We start from the raw sequence: 17,884 nt of genomic DNA on the forward strand, positions 1-17,884 counted from the left end.
CGCCTCCCCCTCCCGGCCGGCCTCCTCCTGCTCCTCGCCGCCGGGACGCCCGCACAGGCCCAGCGCGCCGCGGACGGGGAGGCCTCCGCCGTCACCCTCGAGGAACTCAGCGTCGCCGGCCTCGGCAACGGGCTCTCGACCGTCGGCTACCAGCCCAGGCGCTCGACCTTCGGTGCGGGCGCGGACACCGCGCTCCTCGACACGCCGGCCAACATCGCCGTGGTCTCCGCCGAGGTGCTGCGCGACCAGCGCGTGACCTCCCTCGACGAGGCCCTGCGCAACGTCAGCGGCATCGCCCAGACCAACAGCGTCGGCGGCACGCAGGAGGCGGTGGTGCGGCGCGGCTTCGGCACCTTCCGCGACGACTCGATCCTGCGGGACGGGCGCCGCACGGTGCTGCAGCAGAACTTCAGCTATGCCATCGAGCGGGTCGAGGTGCTGAAAGGCCCGGCCTCGCTCCTCTACGGCATCACCGATCCGGGCGGCCTGATCAACCTCGTCTCGAAGCGGCCGGACTTCGCCCCGCACGGCTCCCTCAACCTCACGGGGACGAGCTTCGGCGGCGGCCTCGTCCAGGGCGACCTCACCGGCCCCGTGGAGGGCACCAACCTCGCCTACCGGATGGTGGCCGACATCCAGAGCTACGACTATTGGCGCAACTTCGGCCACATCAGCCGGCAGGTCGTGGCCCCCTCGCTCACCTGGAAAGGCGACGACACCACCGTGACGGTGGGCTACGAGTTCGGGCATTACCGCGTGCCCTACGACCGCGGCACGATCTTCGATCCGCGCACCGGGCGCCCCCTGCGGGTGCCGCGCGACCGCCGCTTCGACGAGCGCTCGAGCCAGCACGAGGCCACCAGCCACCTCGCCACCCTCGACGTCGACCACCGCTTCGACAACGCCTGGACGCTGCACTTCGGCTACACCTACTCCCATCTCGGCTACGACGAGGACCAGATCCGGCCGGTCACCTACATCCCGGCCACCGGCCTCCTCACCCGTCGGGCCGACGGCACCCGCAACGCGGACTTCAACGCCCACGTCGCCCGCCTCGACCTGACCGGGAGCTTCGACACCTTCGGCCTGCGCCACGACCTCCTGGCCGGCGTGACCTACGAGAACATCGACTACGGCCGGCCCGACATCATCCGGGGTCCGAACCGGGCGGGGTTCAACCCGTTCCGACCGGTCTACGGCACCCTCGCCGCGGTGCCGGTGATCTCGCCCGCGGACAGCAACCTGCGCGAACGCTTAGTGAATACCAGCCTCTATCTGCAGGACTCGCTGCACCTCACCGACCAGTGGATCCTGGTGGCCGGCATCAGCACGCAGATCTTCGACCAGTTCGGCGCCAAGGGGACGCCGGCGGTGGCCTATACCGACATCGACGGGGTGCGGGCCCTGCCGCGGGTCGGCCTCGTCTACAAGCTCAGCCCCAACCTGTCGCTCTACGGCAGCTATTCGCAGTCCTTCAAACCCAACACGTCGCTGGCCAACATCGTGGGCGCCCTGCCCCCCGAGGAAGGCGAGGCCTTCGAGGTCGGCGTGAAGGCGGACGTCGCCGCCGGGCTCACCGTGACGGGCGCGATGTTCGACATCGACAAGGCCAACGTGCTGGTGACGCAGGTCGTCAACGGCCTCACCGTGGCGAGCACCGCCGGCAAGGTGCGCTCGCGCGGGTTCGAACTCGACGTCGCCGGCCAGATCCTGCCCGACTGGGCGGTGATCGCCAGCTACGGCTTCACCCAGGCGGAGGTCACCCAGGACCCGGTTCTGGCCGGCAAGCAGCTCCTGAACACCCCGCGGGTCACCGCCTCGGCCTTCCTGACCCACCAGTTCGGCGCCATCGCCGAGGCGACCGAGTTCGGCGCGACCCGCCTCGGTGCGGGCTTCCTGGAGGCGGGCTTCGGCGCGCGCTACGTCGGCGCCCGGCCGGGCGATGCCGCCAACACCTTCACGCTGCCCGATTACGTCGTCTGTGACGCGTTCCTGGCCTACAATACGCAGGTGAACGGCTTGCCGACCACGCTCCAGCTCAACCTCAAGAACCTGTTCGACCGCACCTATTATCCCTCCTCGGGCGGCAGCAACCTGCTGGTGGCGCTCGGCGAACCCTTCCAGGCCCTCGTGACGGCACGGGTGGCGTGGTGAGGCACCTGCGCGCCATCCTGTTCCAGCTGCACTGGCTGCTCGGGCTCGGGGCCGGCCTCGTCCTCGCGGTGGCGGGCGTCACCGGCGCGCTCCTGAGCTACGAGGACGCGATCGGCGAGGCCATCGATGCCGACCTGATCCGGGTCGCGCCCCGGGCGGAAGATCCGCTCTCGCCGGACGCTCTCCTCGCCCGCTTCCATGCCCAGCGGGCCGACACGGTGGCGAACCTCACGCTCGCGGCCGAGTCCGGCACCGCCGCGATGGTGCGCCTCGGGCGCGACCCAGCCACCGGCCAGCGCCCGCCCTCCCTCTATCTCGACCCCCATGACGGCACGGTGCGGGGCGCGGCACGGACGGAGGAGGCCTTCGCCACGATCCGGCGCCTGCACCGCTGGCTGCTCCTGCCCGGCGACGGCAAGGGCTGGGGCCGGACCTTGACCGGCGCCAGCACCCTCGCGCTCCTCGTCCTTCTCTGCACCGGCCTCTACCTGCGCTGGCCGAAGGTGATGTCCGTCCGCATCTGGTTGAAGCCCAGCCTGCGGCAGTGGGGCCGGCCGACCTACTGGTCGCTGCATGCGGTGGCCGGAACCTGGGTGCTGCCGGTCTACCTCGTGATCGCCCTGAGCGGCCTGTGGTGGTCCTATGACGGCTACCGCGAGGTCGTCACCGCCCTCCTCACGCGCGGCGAGACCATCACGCGGATGGCGGACGGCAAGCCGCCGGCGGACAGCGCCGGCGGCTTGCCGTCCGCCCGGAAGGAGGCGGCGGCGAAGGCCGAAGGGCCGGGCCGGGCCGCCCGCCGCGAAGAGGGCCTGGGAAGCCCCGGGGCGCCGAGCCTCGACGCCGCCTGGACGGCCTTCCGTACCGTGGATGCGGGCCGGTTCACCCGGGCGACCCTGATCCTGCCGAGCGGAGGGACCGGACCCGTCCGCATCCGCTCCGAGAACCGGAACGGCTGGCGCGACGACACCCGGATCGAGGCGGCCACCGGGCGCATCCTCGTGCGCGAGGTCGGTGGGGAGCGCCCCCTCGGCGTCCGCATCGCCGGCAACATGCTCGACCTGCACAGCGGCCGCATCTTCGGCCTCTTCGGTCCGCCGGTCTTCCTCGTGGCGGCGCTGCTGATGCCGCTCTTCCTGGTGACGGGACTGCTGCTCTACCTCGGGCGACGTGCGGCCAAGGCCCGGCGCCGCGGGCGGGCGGCACCGGCCAGCGGCGCGACCCCCGCGCTCGGCCCGCGCGCTTGACCCTCCGACCGGTTTTCGACAGGTTCCGCCGCCACAGCCTCCGACCCCGACCGCTGCAACTCCCGAGATCCGATGTCGTCTGGCGACGAATCCGCCGTTCCGCCCGCCACATCCGCGCGAGAGCGACGCTTCACGATCTGCCGCGAGGACGAGCCGGTCCCGCCCGCGATCGCCGGCGCCATCGCGGCGATCGGCAATTTCGACGGGGTGCATCTCGGCCACCGTGCGCTCATCGCCGCCGTCCGGGAAACCGCCCGGGCGGCCGGGCGGCCCGCGGTCGCGCTCACCTTCGAGCCGCACCCGCGGGCCTATTTCGCGCCGCATCTGCCCATGTTCCGGCTCACCGACGCGGATGCCAAGGAGATCGTCTTCGCGCATCTCGGCCTCGACGGGCTGATCGTGCGCCGCTTCGACGCCACCCTGGCGGGGACCGGCGCGCGCGACTTCGTCGAAGGCCTTCTGGTGCGCGATCTCGGGGTGGCGGGCGTCGTCATCGGCCACGACTTCCATTTCGGCCGCGGCCGCGAGGGCACGCCCGCGGTGCTCTCCGGCCTCTGCGCGCAGGCGGGCCTGAGCTGCCGCGTCATTCCGCCCGTCGCCCTGAATGCGGGCGCGGAGCCCGTCTCGTCGAGCGCGATCCGGGCGGCGTTGGCCGAGGGCGCGGTGACGCGGGCGAACGCGCTCCTGGGCTATCGCTGGTTCGTCTCCGGCGAGGTCCGCCATGGCGACAAGCGCGGGCGCACGCTCGGCTATCCCACCGCCAACGTGGCGCTCGCCGACTGCAACCTCGCCCACGGCATCTACGCGGTGCGGGTGCGCCTGCCCGACGGGCGGGTGAACGACGGGGTCGCGAGCTACGGCCGGCGCCCGACCTTCGACGACGGCGCGCCGCTCCTCGAGGTGAACCTGTTCGACTTCGCCGGCGACCTCTACGGCCAAGCGATCGCGGTGGAGTTCCTGGGCTACATCCGGGGCGAGGAACGCTTCGACGGGGCCGATGCCCTGATCGCCCGCATGCATCTCGACGCCGCCGAAGCGCGCCGGATCATCGCCCAGGACCCGGTCGCGTCGATGTTCGACGCCTGAGACCGCGCCTACTCCGCCTCGTCCTCGGTGTCCGGCGTGCGGTTGGGCCAGGTCACGATCCGGTCGAGGAGCTCGTCGGCCGTGAACTCCTCCTCGTTGCCCGAGACCCGGCCGCGCACGGAGATGCCGGCCTCGTGCACGCTGGCGGCGCGGCCCGAGACGAGCGGATGCCAGTCGTGGAGGTCGCGGCCCTCGCGGACCAGGCGGTAGGCGCAGGTCGGCGGCAGCCACGGGATCGTGCGCACGGCTTCCGGCGTCAGGCGCACGCAGTCGGGCACCCGCTTCTGGCGCCGCGCATAGTCGCGGCAGCGGCAGCCATGGCCGTCCAGGAGGGTGCAGCCGACATCGGTGTGGTAGACCTCCGCCGTGTCCTCGTCCTCGAGCTTGAGGAGGCAGCAGCGGCCGCAGCCGTCGCACAGGCTCTCCCACTCGGCCGGCGACATCGCCTCCAGGCTCTTGGTCCGCCAGAACGGCTCCGCGGTCGGGGCAGCCGGCTCGGGCCGGGCGGTTTCTGGGAAGGCCTGCGGCGTCGGGGAACGCGCGGCCGAGCGGTCCCGCATGGGGAACACCTTGGGCTGGAAGCGGCGAGAATCCGGGTGATCCGCTCCTGTGCCGCAACGCGGAGCCCGGAGCAAGCGTTGCCGGCACAGGGCATGACGCCACGCGCGGCGTTCCTCCGGGCGCGCCACCGGCCCGCCCCATTCCGGCATCAAGGTTAACGACAGGTTACGGCCTGCGGCGGCGGGACGCTTGCCCTTGTCGGGCGTTCCTCGCAACGAAGCCTCGCGGCCGGGCGCGGGTGTTGGTAGGATCGCGGGGCCGGCATCCTGCCGGATCCGGGTGCGGAAGGACTGGAACTCAGGTGCGCCTGCCCAAAGCGACCTCCCTCACGACCCGGATCAAGCACGCCGCCCTCGCCTTCGACGCCTGGGTGAACGCCAGCCTGTACGACGGCGGCCGCTCGGCCGGCGAGACCTACGAGCGCTTCCAGGAGCGCATGAACGTGTTCTCGGTGCGGGGCTGGAAGCGGTTCGCCCTCGACCTGACGAGCGAGGCGGTGACCCTCGGCACCGGCGGCGCCGTGCTCATGCTGGCCCTGGCCCAGCCCGCCTTCAATCTGACCAGCGACAACTGGCTGAAGGCCCAGGACCTCGCCGTGACCTTCCTCGACCGCTACGGCACCGAGGTCGGGCGGCGCGGCATCAAGCACGACGACTCGCTGAAGCTCGACGATTTTCCCGACATCATGATCAAGGCCCTGGTCTCGACCGAGGACCGGCGCTTCTACGAGCACTGGGGCATCGATCCCATCGGCACCGCCCGTGCGCTGGTCTCGAACTCCCGCGGCGGCGGCAACACCCAGGGTGGTTCGTCGATCACGCAGCAGCTCGCCAAGAACCTGTTCCTCACCAACGAACGCTCGCTCGAGCGCAAGATCAACGAGGCCTTCCTGGCGCTCTGGCTGGAGAGCCACCTCTCCAAGAACGAGATCCTGAAGCTCTACCTCGACCGGGCCTATATGGGCGGCGGCACCTTCGGCGCCGTGGCGGCGGCGGATTACTATTTCGGCAAGCCCCTCAAGGACATCACCCTGGCCGAGGCCGCGATGCTCGCCGGCCTGTTCAAGGCGCCGACGAAGTACGCGCCCCACGTGAACCTGCCGGCCGCCCGCGCCCGCGCGGCCGACGTGCTGCACAACATGGTCGAGGCCGGCTTCCTCACCGAGGGCCAGATCCAGACCGCCCTGCGCAATCCCGCGACGCCGGTGACCCGGACCCGGGACATCACGGCGGACTACTACCTCGACTGGGCCTTCGGCGAGATCAAGCAGATGGCCGATGCCGGCCGCTTCCGCAGCGACCGCGTCCTCACCGTGAAGACGCCCCTCGACCTCACGATCCAGCGCCGGGCCGACGAGACCGTGCAGAACACCCTGCGCCGCTACGGCGACCAGTACGAGGTCGACGAGGCCGCCATGGTGATCCTCGATCCCGACGGCGCCCTGCGGGCGATGGTCGGCGGCGCCGATTACGGCGAGAGCCAGTTCAATCGCGCCACCGACGCGCTCCGCCAGCCCGGTTCGTCCTTCAAGCCCTACGTCTACGCCGCGGGCCTCGCCGCGGGCCTGTACCGCCCGGATACCCGCGTCGTCGACAGGCCCGTCTGCATCGGAAATTGGTGCCCGCAGAATTACGGGCGCTCGTTCTCGGGCGCCACGACGCTCACGGTCGCGGTGGCGAAATCCATCAACACCATCCCGATCCAGGTCTCGATCGCCCTGGGCAAGGCGATGGGCATCTCCCACGAAGCCAGGGCGGCGGCCGCCGGCCGCAAGAAGATCATCGAGACCGCCCACGCCATGGGCATCACCACGCAGCTGACCGATTCCGTCTCGCTGCCGATCGGCTCGGCGGAGGTGAACGTCATCGACCAGGCCGCCGGCTACGCCGTGTTCGCCAACGGCGGACGCAAGGCCAAGCCCTACGCGGCCATGGAGGTGCGCAACTCGTCCGGCGAGGTGATCTACCGCCACGCCGACGAGCAGGTGCAGCAGGTCCTGTCGACCCAGGTGGTGGCCGACATGAACTACATGCTGACCAAGGTGGTCGAGGAAGGCACCGGCAAGCGCGCGGCGCTGGAGGGGATCAAGGTCGCGGGCAAGTCCGGCACCACGAACGCCTATCGCGACGCCTGGTTCGTCGGCTACACGGGCAATTACGTCGGTGCCGTCTGGTTCGGCAACGACGATCACACCTCCACCAACAAGATGACCGGCGGCTCGCTTCCCGCCATGACCTGGCACGACGTGATGGAAGTCGCCCACCAGGGCATCGAACTCAAGCCGATGCCGGGGCTGAAGGATCCGGGACGCGCGGTGGCGCAGTCGGGCCAGAGCGCGGCGCCGGTCAACGCGGCCGCGAGTGCGGCCGGCAAGCTCTCCCGGCGCTCCTTCGAGGTCATCGGCAGCATGAACGGCCTGTTCCGCCAGGTGGAGAAGACCGCCGCCAAGGCGCCCGAGAAGACCTCCGCCCTGGAGCCGGTGAACGCGCCCGGCGTGGTGGCGGAGGGGGCCCGCGCCGTCGGCGGCCGCATCGGGACTCCGTAACCGGCGATCATGCGCATGACATTGGCCGAGACGGTCGCGCGGTTGCGCCCGGACCAGACCCGAACGCCCCCCGCCGGACAGCGGCGCTCCGGCGATACCCCCGGAACCGGTGGACGCTTGGCGGGCGTGCTGCGGCGCGGCGTGCGCCGGGCCTCGACCGTGACGTTGGTGCTCTACGCCCTGGCTCTCGGCGCGGGAATCGGGCTCGTCACGGCCGATTATGCCACCCGGGGCGGCTATCCCTTCGGCGGCGTCCGGGTAGGAGCCTGGACCGCGTGGCCGAAGGTCGGTTCGTTGAGTGCCGATCCCTACGCCCGCGCGGTCAATGCACGCCGGGGCGAGATTCCTCTGGCGATCGGCGAGGGCATGCTGCTCACGGCCGAGCACGACGAATCCGGGCGGGGCCTCGATGCCGCCTGCACCTACCGGGTGGCGGGGGTGACGCCGCCGGCCCGCGCCTGGACCGTGACGGTGGCCGGGCGCGGCCCGCGGGACGCGGAGGTCGCACCGATGCGGGAGGGTTTCACCGCCACCGAAATCCTGCGCGAGACCGACGGGCGATTCGTGATCACCCTGTCTCCCGAGGTTCAGCCGGGCAACTGGCTGCCGATGCCGCGCGCCAAGGGCGCCGTCCGCCTCGCTCTGCGCCTGTACGACACGCCCGTGGCGGCCAGCGCGGGCAACCTCGACCGCGCGTCGGTACCGGCGATCACCCGCATCGGATGCCCGTCATGACGCCGCGGGGACGCTTCCTGGTCGCCACCCTGTCGGGGCTGGTCCTCGCCGGCCTCGTCCACGTGACTGCGGTGCTGCTGATTCCGAGGCTGGCGGAATCCGATGCCCTGTCGCGGGCGCGCTCGGGGGAGAGCCTCGACCACCCGATGGCGATCAACACGGTGGCGGCCGCCGGCGACGCCGCTCCGCCCGTCGAGGCTTGGCTTCCGATTCCCGATCCGGCGGTGGCGGTGGGGCTCTGTGCCTACGACCTCACCGAGGGACCGATGCGGATCTCGGCGCGCACCGGCACCCTGATGCTGTCGCTCGCGGTGCACGGCCCGCGCGGCGCCTTCTATGCGGTGACCGATCAGGCGGCGGTGCGCGGCGCCCTCGATCTCGTGGTGCTCACCCGGGCGCAATACGACGAGGCGCTCGCCAATGCCGACGAGGACGAGGTCAGTCACGACGTCCGCATCGTCGCCGGCGAAACGCGCGGGTTCGTGGTGGTGCGGGTGATCGCGGCCCTGCCGAGCCAGCGCGCGGCCGCCGATGCGGCGGTCCAGGCGGTCTCCTGCACCGTCGACAGCGCGGGCGACGAGAAGGCCGGCGGCTGAAACCGTCCTCAGTTCTTGGCGACGATCGGCCTCGGGGCTGCGACCGCGACCTCCGCCTCGGGCAGGAGCCCGCACCGCGCCTCGGCTTCCGGCGGCACCAGCGGATCGAGCAGGGGGCGTCGTCCGTCGAGGGCGGCCAGGGTCCGCTCCACCGACACGGCCTCCGGACCCGGCACCTCGATCATCAGGTGTTCGAGGGCGTAGCGGTAGCGACGGGAGCGGCGGCCCGTCTCGAACCGGACCCAGGCGATGAGGCACCGGTTCTCGGCCACCCGCATGGCGGCCTGGCGCACGTCGTGATCGTCGAGGCTCTTGGCGAAGGGCAGGCTGCGCAGGCGCAGGGCATCACCCTCCTTCACCCGCAGGGCCAGGGCGGCGAATTGCGGGATCAGCCGGGCGTCGGTGCCGATATCCTCCGACAGGCGCCGGTAGCGCGAGACCGGCGAGCGGAAGCCCTCCGCCATCAGGGTGTCGTGATAGGCCGCGGGATCATCGGCCCGCCAGGACGCGGGCAGCACGCGGGAGCGGGTGAGATTGGCGAGGATGTCCGTGAAGGCGTCGTGCCCGGCCGCGGGCATCAGGAAACGCCAGGCGCGGTCGCGCAGGGTGCGTTCCTCGTCGGTGAAGGGAAAGCTCGACGCCGGCTCCTCGCGCTCCCGCGCCGCCAGGGTTCCGGTGGTCTCGATCAGACTGTTCCAGGCACCGGCCTTGGGTCGCCCGAAATCGCCCTCCTGCGCGCAGCCGGCGAGCAGCATCAACATCGCGAGGGGCATCAGGCGCCCGGAGCGCGGCCTCGCGGCGCGCCGGCATCCGGTCCGGGGAGAGGGCACCATGCGGAGTCGGGCCGACCGCGGATCAGGAGCGGCGGCGCAGGCGCGGCGCGGGTGCTTCCGGCTCTGGCATGCGCTCGTAGCGGATTCCGGTGAAGAGCAGGATCGCGCCGCGCGGAGCATCCCCGTCGGGTCGGCGGAAGCGCCGCGCTGTGGAGGGGAACGTGACGACCGTGGCCGTCGGACGCTCGGGGCGGCGATCGGCGCCGCCGGTATCGGGCAACCTGTGGCTGTTCATCGGCTGATTTCCGATTCCATTCGATCTCTGAGGCGAGCCGCTATCGGCCTGCCACCGCCGCATCCGGGCCGTTCCGGTGTCGGTGTGATGCCGGCAGAGATCAGCATGGGGTGGTTAACGGAACCTTGCGATGCCGCGCCCGGTGCCGTCTTCCGGCCGCCTCACACGGCGGATGGACCGGGCGTTGCTTTGCTGCCACGCCCGGGCTCCGTCGCCATGGCTCGCGACTTGCATGACGGGGAGTTGCCCATGGCGGGCATTTCCTCCCTTGTACTCGGCCCCGCTCGCCCGGCGAGCGGGGCTTTTTTGCGGGACCGGTGCCGACGCGATGCGTCGAACCCGGCCGGATGCGGGGGCGTCCGCATGGAACACGCGGCGGCCGGAGCGCTTGCTAAGGGCCGGTCGCGCCCGATATGCCGTGTCGCTTCCGATCGAACGGCCGGACTTTTCCGCGAACGTACTCTCCCGTCCTACGCATTTCTCTTCCGTAAACTCCCACTTTCGATTGAAGGACACCGCCGGATGCGCGTGGTTATCTCCCGATTCTCGAGCTCGCCCAGAGGTTTCCGCGCGGCCCTGAGGATCGCGCCGTTCGCCCTCATGATGGCGGCGGTCAGCCCGGCCCAGGCTCAGCGTGAGGACCAGGGCTTGCAGCTCGGATGTGCGAACGATTATTTCCGCCTCTGCGCCGGCGTCGATCCCAACAGCCAGGATGCAGAGCGCTGCATGGACCGCAACCGCGCCCGGCTCTCGCCGGAGTGCAAGGCCGCCATCGGCGACTACGACCGCCGCACGGGTGGAAAATCCCAGAAGTAAGGTGCCCCTCGGCACACCGCATCACGGTCGGGACGGGCATCGACGGTGCCCGTCCCCAGACAGAGGTTTGACAACATGACTCTGACCGTCGCGGTGCAGATGGACCCGATCCAGGCGATCCGGATCGCCGGGGACACCACCTTCGCGCTCCTTCTCGAGGCTCAGGCGCGCGGGCATCGGCTGCTGCACTACACGCCGGACCGGCTGTCGATGCAGGGCGGGGCCGTGACGGCGCGTGTCGAGGCTCTCACGGTCCAGGACGTGGAGGGCGCGCACGCCACCCTCGGCCCGATCGAGCGCATCGACCTGTCGAGTGTCGACGTGGTCCTGATGCGCCAGGACCCGCCCTTCGACATGGCCTACATCACCGCGACCCACATGCTGGAGCGGATCCACCCGCGCACCCTGGTGGTGAACAACCCCGTCGAAGTCCGCAATGCGCCGGAGAAGCTGTTCGTCCTGGACTTCCCCGAGCTGATGCCCCCCACCCTGATCACGCGCGACAAGGCCGAGATCGAGGCCTTCCGGGCCGAGCACGGCGCCATCGTGATGAAGCCCCTGCACGGCCATGGCGGGGCGGCGGTCTTTCGGGTCCTGCCGGAGGACGCGAATTTCGGGTCGATGTTCGACCTGTTCTCGGTGACCTTCCGCGAACAATGGGTGGTGCAGCGCTTCCTGCCCCGCATCACCGAGGGGGACAAGCGCATCATCCTGGTGGACGGCGAGCCGATGGGCGCCATCAACCGGGTGCCCGCCCTCAACGACATCCGCTCGAACATGGTACGGGGCGGGGCCGCCGCGGCGTCCGACCTCACCGAGCGTGAGCGCGCGATCTGCGCCACGATCGGGCCCGAACTGAAGCGCCGGGGCCTGATCCTCGTCGGCATCGACGTCATCGACGGCAACCTGACGGAGATCAACGTGACCTCGCCCACCGGTATCCGAGCGATCAAGCGCCTCGGCGGCCCGGATCTGGCGGTCTCGGTGTGGGATGCGATCGAGGGCCGGGTCGGCAAGGTCCTGTCGGCCTGACCGCCCACCCCCCGATGGATCGAGGGGCAGGCCTCAGGCAATCCCCGGACCCCGCTCCCGGGTCTTCCGACCTCAGACCAGCCCGAGCTTCTGTGCCAGGCCGATCCGCTGGAGCTTTCCGGTGGCGCCCTTCGGGATCTCGTCCAGGATCATGATCTTGGCCGGCACCTTGAAGGCGGCCAGCCGCTCCGAGGCGAAGCCGCGCAGTTCCTTCTCGACGAGGTGATGCCCCTCGCGCAGGACGATCGCGGCGCAGACGTCCTCGCCGAGCTTGTCGTGCGGCATCGCGAAGGTGACGCATTGCGAGACCGCGGGATGGTCCATCAGGATCTCGTCGACCTCGCGGGGCGAGATCTTCTCGCCGCCCCGGTTGATGATCTCCTTGAGGCGCCCCGTGATGGTCAGATAGCCCTCGGGTGACAGCGAGCCCTGGTCGCCGGTGCGGAACCAACCCTGCTTGGTGAAGGCCTCGGCATTGGCCTTGTCGTTGTTCTCGTAGCCCGACATCACGTTGTCGCCGCGGATGACGATCTCGCCAGTCTCGCCCGCGGGCAAGGGCTCGCCGTCCTCGTCCACGATGGCGATCTCGGGGCCGGCCGCGAGGCCGACCGAGCCGGCGTAGTGCGGGCGCGGCGGCAGCGGGTTCGAGGCCATCTGGTGGGACGCCTCGGTCATGCCGTAGGCCTCGATCAGGGGCGCGCCGAAGACGTCCTCGATCTCCTTCATGACCTGCGGCGGCATGGAGGAGGAGGAGGAGCGGATGAAGCGCAGCGGGTTGGCCTCGATGATCTCCCGGTTGCGGGAGGCGCGCCCGAGGATCGCCTGGTGCATCGTCGGCACCGCCGTATACCAGGTCGGCCGGACCTCGCTCATCCAGCCGAAGAACTTCAAGGCGTTGAAGCCGGGCGTGCAGCAGACCTGGCCGCCTGCCGAGAGCGGCGCCAGGATGCCGGCGATCAGCCCGTGGATGTGGAAGAGCGGCATGATGTTGAGGCCGCGATCCTCGGCCGTGAAGGCCAGGGTGGTGCGGATGTTACGAGCCGAGGCGCAGACGTTCGACTGCTTCAGGGGCACGATCTTGGGGCGCGAGGTGGTGCCCGAGGTGTGCAGCACGAGGCCGATATCGTCGGGATGCGCCGGGCCTCCGGACTGAGCGGGCGCGGCGGCCTCGCCCTCGAAGGCCAGGGTGAAGCTGCCGGCACCCTCCGCCGGAGTCGGGGTCAGGCGCACCACCGGCACGCCGAGGCGGGCGGCCACCGCGACGGCCGGGCTCTCGGAGCCGTCCGCGACCACGAGGAGCTTCGCGTTGAGGTCGGAGAGGTAGAACGTGAACTCGTCCGCCTTGTAGCTCGGGTTGAGGGGGGCGGCCGTGGTGCCCGCCCCGATGGCGATGAAGGCGGCGGCCATCTCCGGTCCGTTGTCGAGGACGATGCCGACCCGGTCGTTCCGCCCGATGCCCTGCGCGTTGAGCGCCGCGATCGTCCGGTCGGTGAGCGCACGGAGCCGGCCGAAGGTCAGCGGCACGCCGCCGGGGCTCGACAGGGCGGTGGCTTCCTCGGCCCCCGCACGGATCAGGGCGTGGAGGGTGGTGGCGGTCGTCGGTGCGGCGGTCTCGGCCATGGTCATCGTCCTCGAATGTCTGGGGTCAGGCCGGCGTGATGGAGAGGCGTCCCTGTGCCCGCTCCAGGCTCTGGGAGAGGAGGCGCATCAGGGCGTAGACGGTGCCGATATGCGGGGTCGGGGTGTCGGTGAGGCGCCCGAGCTCGATGATCGAGCCGACCAGGGCCTCGAGTTCGATGGGGCGCCCCGCCTCGACGTCCTGCAGCATCGAGGTCTTGTGGGCGCCGACCTTCTCGGCGCCGGCGATGCGGCGCTCGATACCGAGCTTGAAGGTGACGCCGAGCTTGTTCGCGATGGTTTCGGCTTCCCGCATCATGTCGGCGGCGAGCGCCCGGGTCTCGGGGAACCAGCAGATGTCCACGAGGGTGGCGTGGGCGAGCGCCGAGATCGGGTTGAAGCTCAGGTTGCCCCACAGCTTGAGCCAGATCTCCGCCCGGATGTCGCTGGTCACCGGCGCGCGGAAGCCCGCCTTGATCAGGGTCTGGGCCAGCGACTGCACCCGCGCGGACATGGAGCCGTCGAGCTCTCCGAGGCCGAAACGGTGCCCCTCCACCACCTGCACCACGCCGGGCTCGGTGAGCACGGCGGCCGGGTACACGACCGAGCCGATGACGTGCTTGGGATCGAGATGCCGGGCGATGAGTCCGCCCGGGTCGGCGGTCTCCAGGTGCGTGCCCGTCAGGTCTGCGCCGTGCCCCTGCGAGAAGTACCACCACGGAATACCGTTCTGCATCGTCACCACCATCGTGTCCGGTCCGATGAGGTGATGAAGATCGGCCGCGATCGGCCCGACCTGATGCGCCTTGACGGTGAGGAGCACGATGTCGTGCGGTCCCGCCTCGGCCATGGACTTGGTGGCCTTGAGGTTCGTCACGTGGATCTCGGAGCCGTCCTCCTCGATCAGCCGCATGCCGTTGCGCTGGATGGCATCGAGGTTCGCGCCGCGCGCGATGAAGGTGACGTCCTCGCCCGCGTGGGCGAGGCGCACGCCGAGAAATCCTCCGATGGCGCCGGCGCCGACGATCGCGATGCTCATGTGGGTGTCCCTGAAACCTGTCCTGATCACGTCCGCTTCGTAGGCGTCGGATGCCTCACGAAAAGCCGTTCGACAACACGCCGATGCCGGCGATCTCGACCTCGACCGTGGCGCCCTTCGGGATCGGCCCGGAGCCCACCGAGGTGCCGCAGGCGATGAGGTCCCCCGGCTCGAGGGTCATGCCCCGGGAAAGCTCGGCCACGAGCTCCGCGGGCCGGCGCATCATGTCGGCGAGGGGATAGCGCTGGCGCTCGCGCCCGTTCACCCGGACCGCGACCTCGAGCATCTCCGGATCGATATCGGTGGCGATCACCGGGCCGAAGGGGCCGAAGCCGTCATAGCCCTTCGATCGGGTCCAGTGCACGAAGCTCGGATCGGCCTTGAGCGCCTCCAGGGCGGTGACGTCGTTCACGCAGGTGTAGCCGAAGATGTGCGCACCCGCCGTCTCCGGGGTGAGGTCGCGGCCGCGCCGGCCGATCACGATCCCGAGTTCGCCCTCGAACAACAGCCGGCCGGCCCCCTCCGGGGCCGTCACGATCTGTCCGCTGGCGAGGTAGCAGTTCGCCGGCTTCACGAAGTACAGCGGCACCTCGGGTCGCATCAGGCCCTGCTTCTCCGCCGAGGCATGGAAGTTGTTCCACAGGGCGATGTACTTCGAGGGCCGGCACGGCAGGTCGAGGGTGACTTGCGCCAGCGGCAGGGTTGCGCCGGTGGGGGTCGGGTCCGCGAAGAGATCGCCCGCGTGGACGAGGATGGTCTCCCCGTCGAGGCGTCCGAAACCGCACGCGCCGTCGTGGAGGTAGCGAAGCCAGCGAGCCATCGGGTCAGCTCCGGGCGATGAACCGGGCGCGCATCGGCTTCAGCACGAAGAGCGCGAGGAATCCGGCCAGGAAAGCCATCCCGGAGGCGGCGTAGAACACGTTCTGCCAGCTGCCGGTCTTGGCCTGGATGGTGAGCAGGATCGGAAGCAGCAGGGCGGCGGTGCCCTTGGCGGTGTAGAGGAGGCCGGCATTGGCCGCCGCGTTCTTGTCGCCGTAGGTGTCGCTGCAGGTGGCGGGGAACAGCGAGTAGATCTCGCCCCAGGCGAAGAACACGAGCCCGGTGAGCAGCACGAAGGCCATCGGAATGTGGGCGAACATGCCGAGCGCCAGGATGCCCGCCCCCTCGATCAGGAAGGCGATGACCATGGTGTTCTCGCGGCCGATCTTGTCCGAGACCCAGCCGAAGAACGGCCGCGTCACACCGTTGAGCACCCGGTCGATGGTGAGCGCGAAGGTCAGGGCCGGCAGGGTGATGCCGATGAGCGAGACCTCGACGCCCGCGACCTTGAAGTCCTTGGCGATGGGGGCCAGGGAGGCGGCCGCCATCAGGCCGCCGGCTGCCATCATCACGAACATGAGGTAGAGCAGCCAGAAGACTGGCGTCCGCACCATCTCGGCGGTGGAGTACTGGCGCCGGGTGACGGTGTTCACGGTCGCGGTGCGGCCGGCGAGCATCCGGTCCTTGAAGGCGGCGCTCGGCGAGACGAGGAGCAGGGCGGCCAGCATGACGACGAGGCCCTGGCCGAGGCCGAACACGAAGAAGGTGTGCTGGTAGCCGGACTCGCGGATCATGTTGGCGATCGGAATGACTGTGAGGGCCGAGCCGGCGCCGAAGCCGGCGGCGGTGAGGCCGGCGGCGAAGCCGCGACGGTCGGGAAACCACTTGAGGGCGTTGCCCACGCAGGTGCCGTAGACCGCGCCCGCGCCGACACCGCTGATGGCGGCGGCCGCGTACAGCATGCCCAGAGAATCCGCGTAGGAATTCATCACCCAGCCGAGGGCGCAGAGGGCACCCCCGAAGATGGTGACGAGGCGCGGACCGTACTTGTCGACGAACCAGCCTTCGATCGGCACCAGCCAGGTTTCCATCACCACGAAGATGGTGAAGGCCCATTGGATCGCGGTGCGCTCCCAGCCGAACTTCTGCTGGATCGGATCGACGAAGAGCGTCCAGCCGTATTGCAGGTTGGCGATCATCGACATGCACAGTACGCCCAGGACCAGCTGACCCCAGCGGCCGAGGGGCGGCGCATCCACCTTCGCAGGCGTCTCGACCCTGGCGGCAGGAGCGTCCGCAGGCGCGATCGATGGTGCCCCGCGAGTAGCAGGCGCAGCAGTGCGCGCGGTCATGGGCGTCTTCCTCGGGTCAAATCTTGTTTGGTGGCTTTGGTTTTATCGGCAATTATTCTGAATTCAAGGATCGATACATCGGCCAAACCTGCGCTTCGTCTGCAAAATTTTTGGGTTAAGCCCCTAAAAAATTTGAGATGCTGCAGGCCGCCTCCTTGAGGCTGGCTTTTACCCCGCGCTGCGAAAAGACTGTTTGCAGTGCAGTGTTCTGCGGCGTCGCGATCCCAGTATCAGCCGACCCGAAGTGTCGGAATTGGAACCAACCGCGAAAGGCACCGTTACGCTTGCCAGACGACGCCCGGTTGCATGCCGCGACCGGACGTTCAGCCTGAGATCAGCTTCACGGAGGGTTTGATGAGCAGCACGACCGACAAGATCAAGGGTCTCGCCAACGAGGCTGTCGGCAACATCAAGCAGGGCATCGGTTCGGCCACCGGCAACGAGAAGCTGCAAGCCGAGGGCAAGGCCCAGGAACTGAAGGGCGAGGCTCAGAAGACGGTCGGCGATGCCAAGGACGGCATCAAGGGTGCGGCCCAGAGCGCTGCCGACGCCGTCAAGAAGATCTGACGAACCTGTCCCCGCACTTCGGCCCAGATGGGCGGGAGCGCCGAGCGGCCGGGTCGACCGGCCGCCCCATGGACACGGACCCGGCCGGAACGACCGCGCACGAGCGGTCGGGCGTTCCGGCGGGAGCCGAGATGAAAAGGATCCTCAGCATGAATCGCGACCAGATCGAGGGTGGAATCCGGAACATCCGAGGCCGCGGGCGCTCGGCACTCGGCGCTGTGACCGGGCGGGTTCGCCCGCAGGCCGAGGGCGCCTACGATCAGGCGGCCGGTGCCGTCCAGTATGCATATGGCCGGGCTCGCGACGCGGCCCATGACCTGCAGCGCGACGGGGCCCACCTCGTCGACGAAGCCCGTCACCGGGGCCGGGCGATCGCCGGGGACCTGCAGGACCGCGGCCGCCACTACCAGGACGAGGCCGTTCGGCGCGGCCGGGCCGTGGCCCGCCGGGCCGACGAAAACAAGGCTTCCACGCTCCTCCTCGTGGCCGCGGCGGCCTTCGGCGCCGGCTGGCTGCTGCGCCGGGCCCGCTGAAACGCCGATCGGTGACGGGAGGGTCGGGGCGCTCACGCGTCCCGGCCCTCCATCGCGTTCGATGATCCGACGCGGCGCCCCCCTTGGAGGAGGCACGGTTTCCGTGGCAGGCAGGGC

17 protein-coding genes are annotated in these 17,884 nt (G+C 70.1%); 10 read left to right on the forward strand and 7 right to left on the reverse strand.

The window, feature by feature from the left end; translation table 11 throughout:
* The first annotated feature begins 27 nt into the window (after positions 1–27).
* From AC3WLN_RS14725 to AC3WLN_RS14735, 3 genes are all read left to right on the forward strand, one after another.
* Entirely contained in the window at positions 28–2,154 is a 2,127-nt protein-coding gene (locus tag AC3WLN_RS14725; protein ID WP_492482443.1) for a TonB-dependent siderophore receptor, read from the forward strand.
* On the forward strand, positions 2,151–3,401 hold the full coding sequence (locus tag AC3WLN_RS14730) for a PepSY-associated TM helix domain-containing protein (protein WP_492482382.1): 1,251 nt from the start codon (positions 2,151–2,153) through the stop codon (positions 3,399–3,401). The genes AC3WLN_RS14725 and AC3WLN_RS14730 overlap by 4 nt, the downstream gene beginning before the upstream one ends.
* 72 nt (positions 3,402–3,473) lie before the next feature.
* Entirely contained in the window at positions 3,474–4,487 is a 1,014-nt protein-coding gene (locus AC3WLN_RS14735; protein ID WP_492482384.1) for a bifunctional riboflavin kinase/FAD synthetase, read from the forward strand.
* Positions 4,488–4,495: 8 nt separating this feature from the next.
* Here AC3WLN_RS14735 and AC3WLN_RS14740 read toward each other — a convergent pair whose 3' ends face one another.
* Complete coding sequence (locus AC3WLN_RS14740) at positions 4,496–5,047, reverse strand: YcgN family cysteine cluster protein (protein ID WP_492482385.1); 552 nt, start codon at positions 5,045–5,047, stop codon at positions 4,496–4,498.
* 302 nt (positions 5,048–5,349) lie between these two features.
* Here AC3WLN_RS14740 and AC3WLN_RS14745 point away from each other — a divergent pair, with 302 nt between their 5' ends.
* The 3 genes from AC3WLN_RS14745 to AC3WLN_RS14755 are packed head-to-tail and all read left to right on the forward strand — an operon-like array spanning position 5,350 to position 8,924.
* Positions 5,350–7,593, forward strand: coding sequence for a transglycosylase domain-containing protein (locus AC3WLN_RS14745; protein ID WP_492482387.1), 2,244 nt, complete (start codon positions 5,350–5,352; stop codon positions 7,591–7,593).
* Positions 7,594–7,608: 15 nt separating this feature from the next.
* Entirely contained in the window at positions 7,609–8,328 is a 720-nt protein-coding gene (locus AC3WLN_RS14750; RefSeq protein ID WP_492482389.1) for a DUF1214 domain-containing protein, read from the forward strand.
* On the forward strand, positions 8,325–8,924 hold the full coding sequence (locus tag AC3WLN_RS14755; protein ID WP_492482391.1) for a DUF1254 domain-containing protein: 600 nt from the start codon (positions 8,325–8,327) through the stop codon (positions 8,922–8,924). Before AC3WLN_RS14750 ends, AC3WLN_RS14755 begins: the two co-directional genes overlap by 4 nt.
* 8 nt (positions 8,925–8,932) lie before the next feature.
* Here the strand turns inward: AC3WLN_RS14755 and AC3WLN_RS14760 are convergent, their stop codons facing one another.
* Together AC3WLN_RS14760 and AC3WLN_RS14765 are read right to left on the reverse strand one after the other, a co-directional pair.
* Positions 8,933–9,697 (reverse strand): hypothetical protein, encoded by a 765-nt coding sequence (locus AC3WLN_RS14760; protein WP_492482393.1) that lies wholly within the window; start codon positions 9,695–9,697, stop codon positions 8,933–8,935.
* Between the two features lie 82 nt (positions 9,698–9,779).
* Positions 9,780–9,992: a hypothetical protein gene (locus tag AC3WLN_RS14765; RefSeq protein ID WP_492482395.1), complete on the reverse strand. Its 213-nt coding sequence runs from the start codon at positions 9,990–9,992 to the stop codon at positions 9,780–9,782.
* A 522-nt stretch (positions 9,993–10,514) separates the two neighbouring features.
* Here AC3WLN_RS14765 and AC3WLN_RS14770 point away from each other — a divergent pair.
* Both AC3WLN_RS14770 and gshB read left to right on the forward strand, forming a co-directional pair.
* On the forward strand, positions 10,515–10,808 hold the full coding sequence (locus AC3WLN_RS14770) for a hypothetical protein (RefSeq protein ID WP_492482397.1): 294 nt from the start codon (positions 10,515–10,517) through the stop codon (positions 10,806–10,808).
* 75 nt (positions 10,809–10,883) lie between these two features.
* The gene (gene gshB / locus AC3WLN_RS14775; RefSeq protein ID WP_492482399.1) at positions 10,884–11,840 is read left to right on the forward strand and encodes a glutathione synthase; all 957 of its coding nucleotides are present in this window, start codon (positions 10,884–10,886) and stop codon (positions 11,838–11,840) included.
* Between the two features lie 72 nt (positions 11,841–11,912).
* On the opposite strand, the gene AC3WLN_RS14780 is transcribed toward gshB, so the two are convergent.
* Genes AC3WLN_RS14780 through oxlT form a run of 4 tightly spaced genes read right to left on the reverse strand, consistent with a single transcriptional unit; the run spans position 11,913 to position 16,667 of the window.
* On the reverse strand, positions 11,913–13,466 hold the full coding sequence (locus AC3WLN_RS14780) for an acyl--CoA ligase (protein ID WP_492482401.1): 1,554 nt from the start codon (positions 13,464–13,466) through the stop codon (positions 11,913–11,915).
* 19 nt (positions 13,467–13,485) lie between these two features.
* Positions 13,486–14,496: a ketopantoate reductase family protein gene (locus AC3WLN_RS14785; RefSeq protein WP_492482402.1), complete on the reverse strand. Its 1,011-nt coding sequence runs from the start codon at positions 14,494–14,496 to the stop codon at positions 13,486–13,488.
* A 55-nt stretch (positions 14,497–14,551) separates the two neighbouring features.
* Entirely contained in the window at positions 14,552–15,316 is a 765-nt protein-coding gene (locus AC3WLN_RS14790) for a fumarylacetoacetate hydrolase family protein (protein ID WP_492482404.1), read from the reverse strand.
* Positions 15,317–15,320: 4 nt separating this feature from the next.
* A complete protein-coding gene (gene oxlT / locus AC3WLN_RS14795; protein WP_492482405.1) occupies positions 15,321–16,667 on the reverse strand; it encodes an oxalate/formate MFS antiporter in 1,347 nt (448 codons plus the stop codon).
* A 354-nt stretch (positions 16,668–17,021) separates the two neighbouring features.
* On the opposite strand from oxlT, the gene AC3WLN_RS14800 reads away from it, so the two are divergent.
* A complete protein-coding gene (locus AC3WLN_RS14800) occupies positions 17,022–17,234 on the forward strand; it encodes a CsbD family protein (protein ID WP_055946396.1) in 213 nt (70 codons plus the stop codon).
* A 149-nt stretch (positions 17,235–17,383) separates the two neighbouring features.
* Positions 17,384–17,767: a CsbD family protein gene (locus tag AC3WLN_RS14805; protein WP_492482407.1), complete on the forward strand. Its 384-nt coding sequence runs from the start codon at positions 17,384–17,386 to the stop codon at positions 17,765–17,767.
* Positions 17,768–17,884 lie beyond the last annotated feature (117 nt).

The organism is Methylobacterium sp. FW306-05-D (assembly GCF_058782155.1).

Coding starts and splice junctions, on each gene's coding strand:
- AC3WLN_RS14735 (WP_492482384.1), top strand. CDS start 3,474: ATGTCGTCTGGCGACGAATCCGCCGTTCCGCCCGCCACATCCGCGCGA.
- AC3WLN_RS14740 (WP_492482385.1), bottom strand. CDS start 5,047: ATGCGGGACCGCTCGGCCGCGCGTTCCCCGACGCCGCAGGCCTTCCCA.
- AC3WLN_RS14750 (WP_492482389.1), top strand. CDS start 7,609: ATGACATTGGCCGAGACGGTCGCGCGGTTGCGCCCGGACCAGACCCGA.
- AC3WLN_RS14755 (WP_492482391.1), top strand. CDS start 8,325: ATGACGCCGCGGGGACGCTTCCTGGTCGCCACCCTGTCGGGGCTGGTC.
- AC3WLN_RS14760 (WP_492482393.1), bottom strand. CDS start 9,697: ATGCCCCTCGCGATGTTGATGCTGCTCGCCGGCTGCGCGCAGGAGGGC.
- AC3WLN_RS14765 (WP_492482395.1), bottom strand. CDS start 9,992: ATGAACAGCCACAGGTTGCCCGATACCGGCGGCGCCGATCGCCGCCCC.
- AC3WLN_RS14770 (WP_492482397.1), top strand. CDS start 10,515: ATGCGCGTGGTTATCTCCCGATTCTCGAGCTCGCCCAGAGGTTTCCGC.
- gshB (WP_492482399.1), top strand. CDS start 10,884: ATGACTCTGACCGTCGCGGTGCAGATGGACCCGATCCAGGCGATCCGG.
- AC3WLN_RS14780 (WP_492482401.1), bottom strand. CDS start 13,466: ATGACCATGGCCGAGACCGCCGCACCGACGACCGCCACCACCCTCCAC.
- AC3WLN_RS14785 (WP_492482402.1), bottom strand. CDS start 14,496: ATGAGCATCGCGATCGTCGGCGCCGGCGCCATCGGAGGATTTCTCGGC.
- AC3WLN_RS14790 (WP_492482404.1), bottom strand. CDS start 15,316: ATGGCTCGCTGGCTTCGCTACCTCCACGACGGCGCGTGCGGTTTCGGA.
- oxlT (WP_492482405.1), bottom strand. CDS start 16,667: ATGACCGCGCGCACTGCTGCGCCTGCTACTCGCGGGGCACCATCGATC.
- AC3WLN_RS14800 (WP_055946396.1), top strand. CDS start 17,022: ATGAGCAGCACGACCGACAAGATCAAGGGTCTCGCCAACGAGGCTGTC.
- AC3WLN_RS14805 (WP_492482407.1), top strand. CDS start 17,384: ATGAATCGCGACCAGATCGAGGGTGGAATCCGGAACATCCGAGGCCGC.